This window comes from Paractinoplanes deccanensis (genome assembly GCF_016862115.1).
Classification (GTDB): domain Bacteria; phylum Actinomycetota; class Actinomycetes; order Mycobacteriales; family Micromonosporaceae; genus Actinoplanes; species Actinoplanes deccanensis.
This window is the reverse complement of sequence record NZ_BOMI01000010.1, coordinates 16127-29239: the sequence shown is the minus strand read 5'-3', so window position 1 is coordinate 29239 and position 13113 is coordinate 16127. Positions and strand designations below refer to the sequence as shown.

Here is a 13113-nt window from a genome sequence, read left to right as displayed (position 1 = left end):
GGCCGCGGTGAGGTGGGCGGGCATGTGAGGGCCTGGTGTGGGCGGCTGCGGTGAGGCCGGCCTGGCGTGGCTGGCCCGGGAGTGTGGGCGGCCTGGCGTTGGTGGCAGGCGTTGGCGGCAGGGGAGGCGCCCCGGCGTTGGTGGCCCGGGAGTGTGAGCAGCGTCCCTGGCCTGGGCCGCGCTCGCCTGCATTCAGGCGAACCGGCCGCCCGCCCGGAGCCGGCCACCGGGCACCGGCCCGGGTGAGCACGGCCCGGCGGGCGTGGCCGTCCACAGGCAGAAGCGGCTGTCCACAGGAGCGGATCCAGACGCCTCCGGGTGTGTAAAGATCCTGGCGGGAGGGCGATGTGACAACGACAACTGACGTGATCGACCCGGCGACGGGTGCGGTGTTCACCAGCGTGCCTTCGCTGGATCTGGCGGCGACCGATGCCGCCGTCGAGCGGGCGGCCAAGGCCTTCCCCGCCTGGCGTGCGGTGGCGCCCGGTGATCGGGCTCGGCTGCTGCGGCGGTTCGCGGCCCTGGTCGATCAGCATGTCGACGAGCTGGCCGAGCTGGAGGTGCGCAACGCCGGCCACACGATCGGCAACGCGCGCTGGGAGGCCGGCAACGTCCGGGATGTGCTCGACTACTACGCGGGTGCCCCCGAGCGGCTGACCGGGCGGCAGATCCCGGTGCCGGGCGGCATCGATGTGACCTTCCACGAGCCGCTCGGCGTGGTCGGGATCATCGTGCCGTGGAACTTTCCGATGCCGATCGCCGGCTGGGGGTTCGCCCCGGCGCTCGCGGCCGGCAACACGGTGGTGCTCAAGCCGGCCGAGCTCACCCCGCTGACCGCGATCCGCCTGGGGGAGCTCGCCGTCGAGGCCGGCATCCCGCGGGACGTGTTCCAGGTGCTGCCCGGTCCGGGCAGGGTGGTCGGGCAGCGGTTCGTGACCCATCCGGCCGTACGGAAGATCTGCTTCACCGGCTCGACCGGCGTGGGCAAGTCGATCATGGCGGGGGCCGCCGATCAGGTGAAGCGGGTGACGCTGGAGCTGGGTGGCAAGAGTGCCAACATCGTGTTCGCCGACGCCGACCTCGAGAGGGCGGCCGCCTCCGCGCCGGCCTCGGTCTTCGACAATGCCGGGCAGGACTGCTGCGCCCGCTCGCGGCTGCTCGTGCAGGAGTCGGTGTACGACAAGTTCCTCGGGCTGCTCGAGCCCGCCGTCAAGGGTTTCCGCGTCGAGGACCCGGCGCTGGCCACGGCCGAGATGGGCCCGCTGATCTCCGCGGGGCATCGCGCGTCCGTCGCCTCGTACGTGGAGGGCTCCGATGTCGCCTTCACCGGGCGCGCGCCGGAGGGTGACGGCTGGTGGTTCCCGCCGACCGTGCTGCTCGCCCGCTCGGCGGACGACCGCCACTGGCGCGAGGAGGTCTTCGGGCCGGTTCTCTCGGTGCTGCCGTTCCGCGACGAGGAGGACGCCGTCCGGCTGGCAAACGACACCGAGTACGGCCTGTCGGGCTCGCTCTGGACCCGCGACCTCGGGCGGGCGCTGCGCGTCTCGCGTGCCGTCGAGACCGGCGCGCTGAGCGTCAACAGCCACTCGTCGGTGCGCTACTGGACGCCGTTCGGCGGCATGAAGCAGTCCGGCCTGGGGCGCGAGCTCGGCCCGGACGCCCTGCTCAGCTTCACCGACGTGAAGAACGTGTTTATGGCGATGGGAGACCAGTAAGTGGAGCGTTTGCAGGACCGGGTTGCCGTGATCACCGGCGCCGGCAGCGGTATCGGGCTGGCCACCGCGCGGCGCTTCGCCGCCGAGGGTGCCAAGGTCGTCGCCGTGGACATCTCGGCGGAGGCGGGCGAGGCCGTCGCCGCCGAGACCAAGGGCGAGTTCGTGGCGTGCGACGTGTCCGACGAGGAGCAGGTCAGGGCGCTCTTCGACGGTGTGGTGGAGCGGCACGGGCGCGTCGACATCGCCTTCAACAACGCGGGCATCTCGCCGCCCGACGACGACTCGATCCTGGTCACGGGCCTGGACGCGTGGGAGCGCGTCCTCAAGGTCAACACGACTTCGGTGTTCTTCTGCTGCAAATACGCGATTCCGCACATGCAGCGCCAGGGCAAGGGGTCGATCATCAACACCGCGTCGTTCGTGGCGCTGCTCGGCGCGGCCACCTCGCAGATCGCGTACACGGCGAGCAAGGGCGGCGTGCTGGCGATGACCCGTGAGCTGGGCGTGCAGTTCGCCCGCGAGGGCATCCGGATCAACGCGCTCTGTCCCGGGCCGGTCGCGACGCCGCTGCTCATGGAGCTTTTCGCCAAGGATCCCGAGCGGGCCGCGCGGCGGCTCGTGCACGTGCCGATGGGCCGGTTCGCCGAGCCCGAGGAGATCGCGGCGGCGGTGGCCTTCCTGGCGAGCGACGACGCGTCGTTCATGACCGCTTCGCAGTTCGTGGTGGACGGCGGAATCACCGGGGCCTATGTAACCCCGCTGTGAACGTTTGAACGTTCGTTTCCACGGGCAACGCCCCTAACACACCCGGTGAGGGGTGAAGGGGTCGAATCCCCGCCCGCGCAGGTCGATCCCTGTGTAGGTGGGACAGATGGGCCCAGGGCGAGGCGTCACCTCCAGGTCAGGTGACGCCTCGCACCCCCCTTCCGACCACCCCGCCGCCGCCCTTGTGCGGAGTAAACACCTTCCTCGCACCCGATCTGCGATTGAACAGAAACATGATCTGGTTACGGTGGTCCGATGCGCCCGATCATCGGCATCACGACCTATGTGGAAGACGCCACGTGGGGCGTTTGGCGAGACCTGCCCACCACGCTTGTCCCGCACGACTACGCCGCCGCCGTGTCGCTGGCCGGCGGCCGCCCGGTGCTGATCCCCCCGGAGGAGGACACCGACGTCCTGCGCGTGCTCGACGGCCTGGTGCTCGCCGGCGGCTCCGACCTCGGCCCCGAGATGTACGGCCAGGAGCCCGGGCCGCACACGGTCGTACGCCCTGAGAGGGACAAGGCGGAATCGCGGCTCGTCCGCGCGGCGTTGGACCGGGACGTGCCGGTGCTCGGCATCTGCCGCGGCATGCAACTGTTGACCGTCGCCGCCGGCGGAAGCCTGCACCAGCACCTGCCCGACCTGCTCGGGCACGAGAAGCACCGCCCGGCGCCGGGGGTGTACGGCGAGCACGACGCCCGGTTCGAGCCGGGCAGCCGCATCGCCGAGCTGATGGGCGACGACCTGGCCATCCGCTGCTTCCACCACCAGGGCGTCGACGACCCCGGCACGCTCACCGTCACGGGCCGTGCCGAGGACGGGCTCCCGGAGGCCGTGGAGGATCCGGGCCGCCGGTTCGTCCTCGGCGTCCAGTGGCATCCGGAAGTGGTCCGCGACCGGCGCCTGTTCGGCGCCCTGGTGGCGGCCGCGACCGACGAGATCTAAAAGGTACGAGGAGGAACTCACCGCATGCGCAGGCCCCTGATCGGCATGACCGCGTACGCCCAGCAGGTGCAGTACGGCAGCAACGACCTCATGGCGGGCATGCTCCCCATGACGTACATTCGCGCCGTGCACGCCGTCGGCGGGCGAGCCGTGCTGATCACCCCGGACGAGCCCGGCACCGACGTCATCGAGTCGCTGGACGGCATCGTGTTCAGCGGCGGCGGCGACATCGACCCGGCGTACTGGGGAGCCGAGCGGCACCCGGAGACCGAGATCGACAAGGAGCGCGACGAGTCCGAGCTGCTGCTGATGAAGGCCGCCATCGAGGCCGACCTGCCCATGCTCGGTGTCTGCCGCGGCATGCAGGTGATGGCCGTGGCCGGTGGCGGCACGCTGCACCAGCACCTGCCCGACGTGCTCGGCAACGACCGGCACCGCGGCGCGCCCGGCACCGACCCGCTCGCCGCGGGCGCCGCCGCCTACGGCCGGCACGACGTGCGGGTGCAGCCCGGCTCGCGGTCGCACGAGATGCTCGGCGAGTTCCTCACCGTCAACTCGTTCCACCACCAGGCTGTCGACGACCCGGGCTCGTTCACCGCTGTCGGCTGGTGCCCCGACGACAAGGTCATCGAGATCATCGAGGATCCCGCACTGACGTACGCCGTGGGCGTGCAGTGGCACCCCGAGCGCACCAACGACCTTCGCGTCTTCTCGCGCCTGGTGGAAGCCGCGGCGCGGCGGTCGGGCGGCGGAAGCACGTGGGCCCCGGTCAAGGGCGCCGGACGGGAGGAGCCGCTCGCCGTGTGACACCCGTGGCACGGTGTTACGGTGCCTATCCGTACCGGCGGAACAGTCTCCGGCCGGTGAGTCACGCGGGGAGGTCCCCTTGGGCAGCGGTGCGGCCGGCGCCCTCCCGGCTCAGCTGCGCACCGCCTTCGAGCGCGGTGGCGAGATGGGCCGCCGGATGCTCGAGCTCGACTGGTCGGCGAGCCCGCTCGGGCCGCCCGCCGGCTGGCCGGCGGAGCTGCGCACGGCCGTCGCGATCATGCTCGCGTCCCGGGCGCAGATCTGCCTGTTCTGGGGTCCGCAATACTGCGCGCTCTACAACGACGCGTACATCGACGCCCTGGGCAGCAAGCACCCCGGCTACCTGGGCCGGCCCGGCAGCGAGATGTGGGCCGAGGCCTGGACGGTGCTGCAGCCGCTGTTCGACGGCGTGGTCACCGGCGACGAGGCGTTCTGGGCCGCCGACTACCCGTTCCGGTTGGAGCGGCACGGCTTCCTCGAGGAGACGTACTTCGACATCTCCTACGACCCGATCCGGCTGGACTCGGGCGAGGTGGGCGGGCTCTTCTGCATCGTCAGCGACACCACCGGGCGGGTGCTCGGCGAACGCCGCGTGCGGACGCTGAGCGCGCTCGGCTCGCGGCTCGCCGACTCACCCGATCAAGCGGCCCTGGCGGCCGAGGTCGTGGCCGTGCTCGGCGAGAACGCGGCCGACGCGCCGTTCGCCGAGTTGGTCCTCGACGACGCCGTCGGCCCGCACCCGGTCGTCCGCCAGGTGATCGAGAGCGGGCAGCCCGCCCGGGTGGCGCTGACCGAGATCGTCGAACGGCCGCCGGCGGACGCGGCAGCCGAAGCGCTCGTCCTGCCCATCACGGTCGGCACGGCCACGGCCGGCGCGCTGGTGGTCGGTCTGAGCCGCTATCTCGAGCTGGGCGGCGGCTACCGCGACTTCCTCGAGCTCGCCGCGGCGCAGATCTCGCGGGCGGTGGGCAACCTGCGGGCGTACGAGCAGGAACGCGCCCGCGCCGCGGAACTGGCCGCCCTCGACCAGGCCAAGACCAACTTCTTCTCGAACGTGAGCCACGAGTTCCGTACGCCGCTGACCCTGATCCTCGGCCCGCTCGAGGACGTGCTCGACGATCCGCGGCTGCCCGCCCTTCAGCGCGAGCGGCTGCTGCCGATGCAGCGCAACGGCCTGCGCCTGCTCAAGCTCGTCAACACGGTGCTCGACTTCTCGCGGCTCGAGTCCGGCCGCCTGCGCGCCGAGTACCGGGCCACCGACCTCGCCGACTACACGTGGCGGCTGGCCAGCACGTTCCGGTCCGCCGCCGAGCGCGCCGGGCTCGAGCTGGTCGTGGAGACGCCGCCGCTGTCGGCGCCCGTCTACGTCGACCGCGAGATGTGGGAGAAGATCGTCCTCAACCTCCTCTCGAACGCGGTCAAGTTCACCGCCGCCGGCCGGGTGGTGGTGCGGATCGGTGCCGACGCGGGCGACGCGGTGCTGTCCGTCGAGGACACCGGCGTGGGCATCCCGGCCGACCAGCAGCCGCTGCTCTTCGACCGCTTCCACCGGGTCACCGGTGCGTGGGCGCGCAGCCACGAGGGCACCGGCATCGGCCTCGCGCTCGTCCGCGAGCTGGCCGAGCTGCACGGCGGGTCGGCGAGCGCGGCGAGCGAGCCCGGTCGCGGCAGTGTCTTCACGGTCCGCGTGCCCTTCGGGACGGCCCACCTGCCCGCCGACCGCGTCCTGCCGGACGGCGAGCGGATCGCGCCCGAGTTCGACGCACGCCCGTACGCCGAGGAGGCCGAGCATTGGTGGACCGGGGACGAGCCGGTCACCCTGCCGCTGCCGCCGCCGGCCGGTCGCCGTCCGGGCCGGATTCTGCTGGCCGACGACAACGCCGACCTGCGCGACCACGTCGCCCGCCTGCTGCGGCCGCACTGGGACGTGACCACCGCGGTGGACGGGCAGGCCGCGCTCGAGCTGACCCGGCGCGGCCGCTTCGACCTCGTGCTGACCGACGTGATGATGCCGCGGCTGGACGGCTTCGGGTTGATCGCCGCGCTGCGCGCCGACGAGCGCACCCGCGACGTGCCGATCGTCGTGCTCTCCGCCCGGGCCGGCGAGGAGTCCGCGGTCGAGGGCCTCGGCGCCGGCGCCGACGACTACCTGGTCAAGCCGTTCTCGGCGCGCGACCTGATCGCCCGGGTGCGCGCCAACCTCGACCTCGGCCAGGCCCGGCGCCAGATCATCAGCCGGCTGCGCGGGCTGGTCGACACGGCCGCCGCGCTCAACACCGTGCGCACCACGGCGGAGGTGCTCGACGTCGCGGCCCAGCACGTGCGGGCGATGACCACCGCCGGCCGGGTCGTGGTGTCGGTGCCCGGCTCCCGTGCCGAGGTGGACGGCGGCGCCGCCCCGGGCACCCAGCCCGACTCGGTGCTGCCGCTGCCGGACACGTCCGGCGCCACCGTCGGCGAGCTGCGGGTGTGGTCGCCACCCGACGGCGCGCTCGAGCCCGCCGTGCTGATCCAGCTCGCCCGGCTGATCGGCCTGCGGCTCGAGAACGCCCGCCTCTACGAGGCCGAGCACCGGATCGCGAGCACCCTTCAGCACAGCCTGCTGCCGCAGTCGCTGCCCCGCATGCCGGGCACGATCGTGGCGAGCCGCTATCTGGCCGGCAGCAACGAGGCCGAGGTGGGCGGCGACTGGTACGACGTCATCGCCGCCCCGGACGAGCAGCTCGTGCTGGTCATCGGCGACGTGGTGGGCAAGGGTGTGCAGGCCGCCGCGGGCATGGGGCAGCTGCGGAACGCGCTCCGGGCGTACATCTTGGAGGGTTTCGACTGCGGTGAGGCCCTGACGCGACTCAACCGCCTGGTGGACAACCTGGGGCGCCGTCAGTTCGCCACCGTCGTCTGCGTGCGGTACGACCCGGTCACCCGCGGCCTGCACTACTCGTCGGCCGGTCACCCGCCGCCCGTGCTGGTGCCGCCGGGCGACCTGGGCTCGTTCCTCTACACGTCGGCGCTCGGCCCGCCGATCGGCGCCCTCGCCGACGCCGTCTATCCCACGCTGGAGACCGAGATGCCGGCCGGCAGCCGGCTGCTGCTCTACACCGACGGGCTGGTGGAGGACAGGCGCATCGGTATCGACAGCGGGCTCGCCGATCTCACCGCGGACGCCGCCAAGCCCGCCGAGCACGTCGAGGACCTGCTGGACGACTTGCTGGCCAAGGCCGTGCGCCGGACCCGGCGCGACGACATCGCGCTGCTGGCGCTGCAGGTCACCGAGCCCAGCGAGTTCGTGCTGCGGCTGCCGGCGGAGCCGGGGCGGCTCAGCGTGCTGCGCCGGCGGCTCGAGGACTTCCTCACCGGCAACGGCGTGCCCGACGACGACGTCTTCGACCTGACCGTGGCGGTCTCCGAGGCGGCGGCGAACGCGATCGAGCACCCGGTCGACCCGGTCGAGCCGGTGATCACAGTGGAGGCGTCCCTGGTGGACGGCGCGGTGGTCATCACCGTGCGCGACTCGGGCCGCTGGCGCGAGACCGCTGCGGAGGGCTTCCGCGGGCGCGGTCTGGCGCTGATCGGCGCGCTCTCCGAGCTGTCGGTGAGCAGATCGGACTCCGGGACCTCGGTGACCCTGCGCAGGCCGCTGTCTATCGCTCCTTGAGCCAGGGCTGGGTGGACAGACCGGAGATCTCCAGCACCCGGCGCACCTGCGCGGACGGGTGCACCACCAGGCCCTCGCCGAAGCGGTCGGCGAGCTGGAGCAGGGCGTGGATGGCGGCCGAGTCGAAGAAGGTGACCTCGCGCAGGTCGAGTGTGGCCGCGCTCGTGTTGTCCTTGGTCGCGGCCTGGTACATCGCGTCGGCGGTGGACATGTCCACCTCTCCCGTCACGGTCACGACGACCCGGTCGGCGCTCACCACTCCGGTCGCGGTGAAGTTCGGGTCGACCCCCTCTTGATCCACGAACACACGATTACACAGCGCCGGAAACGCGGCAAGAACCGGTTGATTGTGGTCAACGGACCTGTTACCGGGCCGGGCCCGCGCACCGGCCGCCCGGAGACCCCGGGGATAGGCTGGGCCTATGACCGTTCGTGCCCCCTTGGTGCCGGGAAAGCAGACGCCCTGGCGTGCGGTCCCGGCCCAGATCGTCCGCCCCGAGTACGTGGGCAAGAAGCGCCCGAAAGAGTGGCGCGGATCCCATGTCCAGACCGCCGAGACCATCGAGAAGATGCGGATCGCCGGGCGGATAGCGGCGCAGGCCACCCAGCTCGCGGGCGAGCACTGCAAGCCCGGCGTGACCACCGACGAGATCGACCGGGTGGTCCACGAGTTCCTCTGCGACCACGGGGCCTACCCGTCGACGCTCGGCTACAAGGGCTTCCCCAAATCGTGCTGCACCTCGCTGAACGAGGTGATCTGCCACGGCATCCCCGACTCGACGGTGATCGAGGACGGCGACATCATCAACGTCGACGTGACGGCGTACCTCGACGGCGTGCACGGCGACACCGACGCGACGTTCTGCGTGGGCGAGGTCGGCGACGAGGCCCGCCTGCTGGTCGAGCGCACCCACGAGGCGATGATGCGCGGCATCCGGGCGGTGGCGCCGGGCCGCCCGATCAACGTGATCGGCCGGGTCATCGAGGCGTACGCGCGCCGGTTCGGCTACGGCGTGGTGCGCGACTTCACCGGTCACGGCATCGGTGAGACATTCCATTCCGGGCTCTACATCCCGCACTACGACAATCCGCGGCTCGACACGGTGATGGAGCCGGGGATGACCTTCACCATCGAGCCGATGATCACGCTGGGCACCCACGAGTACGAGATCTGGAAGGACGGCTGGACGGTCGTCACCAAGGACCGCAAGTGGACGGCCCAGTTCGAGCACACGCTCGTGGTGACCGAGGACGGCGCCGACATCCTCACCCTGCCCTAGCCGAAGAGGTCGGCGAGGCTGCCGTCGACCGGGCGGCCGCGCGCGGTCAGCTCCTCGGCCTGCGACTTCAGCACCGAGGCCAGCTCCTGCACGTCGGCGCCGGCCAGGCCGGTGCGCTTGACCGCGTCGGCCTTGTTGCGGAAGTAGGTGCGGCTGAGCAGGCCGGCGACCAGCGCCGCGTGCAGCCGGGCCTCGGCGATCATCACGAGGGCGGCGTCGGTCTCGTACCACTCGGCGAGCCGCACCGCGCGGTCGTGCGCGGCCGCCGCCACCTCCCAGTCGTGCCGGGCCAGGGCGGTGATCTCGGGCGGCCGCGTCTCGGCGAGCCGGGCCAGGTGCGCGTCGCGCCGGGCGTCGAACCAGCCGCGCGGGTCGTGCAGCGCCCGGGTGCACACCAGCCGGTCGGCGATGAGCGGCCAGCGCGGCGTGAGGTCGCGCGCGTGGCGCATGCCCTCGTCGGCGGTCGTCACCTGGAGATCGACCAGGATGCCGTCGACCCGGCGCAGCGCGGGCTTCGGGCCGGCCGCCTGGCGGTACGTGACGACCTGGAGGTTGACGTCGCTGCCGTCGCGGTCGTCGCCGTGCGCGAGCGACCCGTACACCCCGATCGCCTGCACCTCGGCCGTCCACCGCCGTTCGATCACGTCCCGCAGGCGCACGGCAAGGCGTCCCCGGGGCGAGGTGAGATCGATCTCCTCCAGCACCCCGTCATTCTGTGGGATGAATGTGTACGCGAAAGGTCTACGCCGCGTAGCGGTAGAACGGACTATTCGGGGCGTCCCGGCCACGCCATCGTGGCGGGGCTGACCTCGGCGAGCCGGCGCCAGCGCGTCGCCCGCACCGCGGCCTCGGTCAGGTGTGCCAGCGCCGTGCCCCGGTCCGCGCCCTCGGTCGCCGGCAGCACCGGGCGCCAGGCCTGCGCCACTCCGTCCTCGACCTGGATCGCGAGCTTCAGCGCGGTCGCCCGGTCGGTCACCGGGAAGGGCAGCTCGTAGCCGGCCGGCGAGGGCGCGGCGCTCGCCTTGAGCTGCGACAACCGGCCGACGAGATAGTCGCGCTTGCGCCGGTGTGCCTGTTCGGCGGCGCGCGCCTCGGCGATGTCGCCGCTGCTGTTCAGGTGCACGCCGATCACGCCGTACGCGTAGATGGCCGCCTCCTCGGCCGCGAGGGCCGCCCCGAGCTGCTCGTTCACCGCAGCGCCTCCGCGTGCGTGGCCCGGCACGCGGCGATCGAGCCGAGCAGCCCGGCCCGGTCCGCGGGCGCCACCTTGCAGGCCGCCACCGCCGTCCTCTGGGCCGCCTGCTCCGCCTGCCGCAGCGCCGCAACGGTCGTCGCCGCGGCGGCGGCGCTCGCGCTCGGCGCGGGCGCGGACGGCATCGGCTCGCCGATCAGCCGGGAGAGCTCGGCGGCGTGCGTGCGGTGGTCCTCGGCCAGCGGCGCGAGCCGGGTGCGCAGGCCCGGCTGGGTGACCACGGCCTGGTCGTACGCGGCGGCGAGGGCCAGCGCCTCCGCGAGCACCGGCTCGAGCGGGTCGGGCGCCTTCGGCGGCTCGGGATCGTCGGAGTCGAAGAGGCCGCAGCCGGTCAGCGCGGCGGCGCCCACGCCGGCGGCCGTGCCGAGCACCCACCGGCGGCTGTGTCCCATGTCGCAACTCTGCAGCACCGCGCCAGTCAACACCATCCGGTACGGCCGGTGACCTGCGGATGGCGCGGAATCGGTGCGGCGGCGAACCGTCGATGCGACCGGCGCGTTACGCTCTGCGTCAGCCGCGGGGCGTTCGCCCGGCGGCATACAGTCGTTGCTTTGGATGCTGAGGAAAGGTCGAGGCCCGATGACGCAGCGTGGTCGCGCCGGTGCCCGGCCTGGAGGGCGCCCCGGCGGTCGCAAGAGGCGCGACGAGGCGGAGGAGCGGGTTCCCGCCGCTCCGCGCGTCGATCTCGCCGCGGCCCGCGCCCGGGTTCGCGCCGTCATCGAGCCGGTGATCGCCGACGCCGGATACGACCTCGAGGACGTGAGCGTCGCCCGCGCCGGCCGCCGGCACGTGGTCCGCGTCCTGGTCGACACCGACGGCGGGATCAGCCTGGACGACGTGGCCGTCGTCTCCCGCACGATCTCGGAGGCGCTCGACGCCGCCGAGGAGCGCGGCGACGAGGTCCTCGCGGGGGAGTACCAACTGGAGGTCGGTTCGCCGGGCGTCGACCGGCCGCTGACCGCGCCGCGGCACTGGCGGCGCAACCGGGGCCGGCTGGTCGCCGTGAACGGCGTGACCGGCCGGGTGATCGACACCGACGACGAGGGCATCGTGCTCGACGTCGACGGCACGCCGCGCGAGCTGCGCTACACCGAGCTCGGCCCCGGCAAGGTGCAGATCGAGTTCAAGCGGCTCGACGAGGCCGATTTCGGCGACGAGGACGACGACGACACCGACACCGACGATGGGGAGGGCGGGGAGTGAACATCGACCTCGCGGCGCTGCGCGCCCTGGAGCGCGAGCGGGAGATCCCGTTCGAGACGATTCTGGCGGCGATCGAGACCGCTCTGCTGACCGCGTACAGGCACACCGAGGGCGCGCAGGGGCACGCCCGTGTGGAGATCGACCGCAAGACCGGCGTCGCGTCGGTGCTGGCGCAGGAGCTGGACGCCGACGGCACGGTCGTGCGCGAGTGGGACGACACCCCGCACGACTTCGGCCGCATCGCGGCGATGACCGCCAAGCAGGTCATCCTCCAGCGGCTGCGCGAGGCCACCGACGAGCAGCACTTCGGCGAGTACGCGGGGCGCGACGGCGACCTGGTCACCGGCATCGTGCAGGCGGACGCCGCGCGGGCCGAGAAGGGCATCGTCATCGTCGACCTCGGCAAGATCGAGGCGGTGCTGCCGCAGTCCGAGCAGGTGCCCGGCGAGACGTACGACCACGGCTCCCGCATCCGGGCGATCGTGGTGCACGTCGCCAAGGGCTTCCGCGGCCCCCAGGTGACCCTCTCGCGGTCGCACCCGGCCCTGGTCAAGAAGCTCTTCGCGCTCGAGGTGCCGGAGATCGCCGACGGCACCGTCGAGATCGCCGCGATCGCGCGTGAGGCAGGTCACCGTACGAAGATCGCGGTGCACTCGACAGTGCCGGGCGTGAACGCCAAGGGCGCCTGCATCGGCCCGATGGGCCAGCGGGTCCGCGCCGTGATGAGCGAGCTGCACGGCGAGAAGATCGATATCATCGACTGGTCGGAGGATCCGGCCCAGTTCGTGGGCAACGCGCTCTCCCCGGCCAAGGCGCTGCGGGTCGAGGTGGTCGACGCGGCCAGCCGCACGGCCCGGGTGACAGTGCCCGATTTCCAGCTCTCGCTGGCGATCGGGCGGGAGGGGCAGAACGCGCGGCTCGCGGCGCGGCTCACCGGCTGGCGCATCGACATCCGGCCGGACAACGAGCCGGCTCCCGCGTCCGACCGCGATGCGGCGGAGGCGGGAAGCTGACCGGATACGCGTTGGGCACGTGCGAGGAGTAGACTTTCTCATGGTCGGCCCGACACGTCCTGACTCGGTCAGCGCACGTACTGACTTTGTCAGGACATGTGTCGGTTGTCGCAAGCGCGCGCCGGCCTCCGCGTTGATTCGGTTCGTCGCGGCCGGCTCCGGGGATGATCTCCGGCTCCAGCCCGATCCGGGCCGCCGACTGCCGGGCCGGGGAGCACACCTGCATCCTGATCCGGCCTGCTTCGCGCTGGCGGAGCGGCGCCGCGCCTTCGGGCGCGCGCTGCGTCTCACCGGTGTTGCTGACACCGGATTGCTGGCCGAGCACATCCGTACGGCATGGCCGTGCGGAACGACCGATGACGAGGCCACGGTGGCCCCGTCATGAACCCAGCAAGGTAGGACGACCCAGATGAGCACACGATGAAGTCCCTGAGATGAACAGGCTTCTAGTGCACGAGTGAGGTCGTTGCGGGTGCGC

12 protein-coding genes and 1 pseudogene are annotated in these 13113 nt (G+C 72.4%); 9 read left to right on the top strand and 4 right to left on the bottom strand.

Annotated features, from left to right (window positions below; translation table 11 throughout):
• Window positions 1-341: 341 nt before the first annotated feature.
• The 5 genes and pseudogenes from Ade02nite_RS03455 to Ade02nite_RS03435 all read left to right on the top strand — a co-directional run.
• Window positions 342-1715, top strand: a pseudogene (locus Ade02nite_RS03455) (aldehyde dehydrogenase family protein); the annotation flags it as partial.
• Window positions 1716-2480 carry a 3-oxoacyl-ACP reductase gene (locus tag Ade02nite_RS03450; RefSeq protein WP_203760019.1) on the top strand — a complete coding sequence of 255 codons (765 nt, stop codon included), beginning with the start codon at window positions 1716-1718 and terminating at the stop codon, window positions 2478-2480.
• Between the two features lie 255 nt (window positions 2481-2735).
• Window positions 2736-3425: a gamma-glutamyl-gamma-aminobutyrate hydrolase family protein gene (locus Ade02nite_RS03445; RefSeq protein ID WP_203760018.1), complete on the top strand. Its 690-nt coding sequence runs from the start codon at window positions 2736-2738 to the stop codon at window positions 3423-3425.
• Window positions 3426-3449: 24 nt separating this feature from the next.
• Window positions 3450-4232, top strand: coding sequence for a gamma-glutamyl-gamma-aminobutyrate hydrolase family protein (locus tag Ade02nite_RS03440; protein ID WP_203760017.1), 783 nt, complete (start codon window positions 3450-3452; stop codon window positions 4230-4232).
• A gap of 145 nt (window positions 4233-4377) precedes the next feature.
• Window positions 4378-7887: a SpoIIE family protein phosphatase gene (locus tag Ade02nite_RS03435; RefSeq protein ID WP_203760054.1), complete on the top strand. Its 3510-nt coding sequence runs from the start codon at window positions 4378-4380 to the stop codon at window positions 7885-7887.
• On the opposite strand, the gene Ade02nite_RS03430 is transcribed toward Ade02nite_RS03435, so the two are convergent.
• Window positions 7874-8188 carry an STAS domain-containing protein gene (locus Ade02nite_RS03430; RefSeq protein WP_203760016.1) on the bottom strand — a complete coding sequence of 105 codons (315 nt, stop codon included), beginning with the start codon at window positions 8186-8188 and terminating at the stop codon, window positions 7874-7876. The two genes, Ade02nite_RS03435 and Ade02nite_RS03430, sit on opposite strands and share 14 nt — an antisense overlap.
• 121 nt (window positions 8189-8309) lie before the next feature.
• Here Ade02nite_RS03430 and map point away from each other — a divergent pair, with 121 nt between their 5' ends.
• A complete protein-coding gene (gene map, locus Ade02nite_RS03425) occupies window positions 8310-9167 on the top strand; it encodes a type I methionyl aminopeptidase (protein ID WP_203760015.1) in 858 nt (285 codons plus the stop codon).
• Here map and Ade02nite_RS03420 read toward each other — a convergent pair.
• From Ade02nite_RS03420 to Ade02nite_RS03410, 3 genes are all read right to left on the bottom strand, one after another.
• Entirely contained in the window at window positions 9164-9871 is a 708-nt protein-coding gene (locus tag Ade02nite_RS03420; protein WP_203760014.1) for a nucleotidyltransferase family protein, read from the bottom strand. The genes map and Ade02nite_RS03420 overlap by 4 nt on opposite strands.
• A 62-nt stretch (window positions 9872-9933) precedes the next feature.
• Window positions 9934-10359, bottom strand: a complete 426-nt coding sequence (locus tag Ade02nite_RS03415) for a ferritin-like domain-containing protein (protein ID WP_203760013.1) — start codon at window positions 10357-10359, stop codon at window positions 9934-9936.
• Window positions 10356-10811 (bottom strand): hypothetical protein, encoded by a 456-nt coding sequence (locus Ade02nite_RS03410; RefSeq protein ID WP_203760012.1) that lies wholly within the window; start codon window positions 10809-10811, stop codon window positions 10356-10358. Before Ade02nite_RS03410 ends, Ade02nite_RS03415 begins: the two co-directional genes overlap by 4 nt.
• Before the next feature lie 187 nt (window positions 10812-10998).
• On the opposite strand from Ade02nite_RS03410, the gene rimP reads away from it, so the two are divergent.
• From rimP to Ade02nite_RS03395, 3 genes are read left to right on the top strand one after another with little or no spacing between them, the layout of a single operon-like run.
• A complete protein-coding gene (rimP, locus tag Ade02nite_RS03405) occupies window positions 10999-11622 on the top strand; it encodes a ribosome maturation factor RimP (protein ID WP_203760011.1) in 624 nt (207 codons plus the stop codon).
• Entirely contained in the window at window positions 11619-12635 is a 1017-nt protein-coding gene (gene nusA / locus Ade02nite_RS03400) for a transcription termination factor NusA (RefSeq protein ID WP_203760010.1), read from the top strand. Before rimP ends, nusA begins: the two co-directional genes overlap by 4 nt.
• Entirely contained in the window at window positions 12613-13020 is a 408-nt protein-coding gene (locus Ade02nite_RS03395; protein ID WP_379037127.1) for a YlxR family protein, read from the top strand. The genes nusA and Ade02nite_RS03395 overlap by 23 nt, the downstream gene beginning before the upstream one ends.
• Window positions 13021-13113 lie beyond the last annotated feature (93 nt).

What these genes read in the sequence shown, in the direction of transcription:
- Ade02nite_RS03410 (WP_203760012.1), bottom strand. Translation starts at nt 10,811, where the DNA reads ATGGGACACAGCCGCCGGTGGGTGCTCGGCACGGCCGCCGGCGTGGGC.
- Ade02nite_RS03435 (WP_203760054.1), top strand. Translation starts at nt 4,378, where the DNA reads ATGGGCCGCCGGATGCTCGAGCTCGACTGGTCGGCGAGCCCGCTCGGG.
- map (WP_203760015.1), top strand. Translation starts at nt 8,310, where the DNA reads ATGACCGTTCGTGCCCCCTTGGTGCCGGGAAAGCAGACGCCCTGGCGT.
- Ade02nite_RS03395 (WP_379037127.1), top strand. Translation starts at nt 12,613, where the DNA reads ATGCGGCGGAGGCGGGAAGCTGACCGGATACGCGTTGGGCACGTGCGA.
- Ade02nite_RS03440 (WP_203760017.1), top strand. Translation starts at nt 3,450, where the DNA reads ATGCGCAGGCCCCTGATCGGCATGACCGCGTACGCCCAGCAGGTGCAG.
- Ade02nite_RS03445 (WP_203760018.1), top strand. Translation starts at nt 2,736, where the DNA reads ATGCGCCCGATCATCGGCATCACGACCTATGTGGAAGACGCCACGTGG.
- rimP (WP_203760011.1), top strand. Translation starts at nt 10,999, where the DNA reads ATGACGCAGCGTGGTCGCGCCGGTGCCCGGCCTGGAGGGCGCCCCGGC.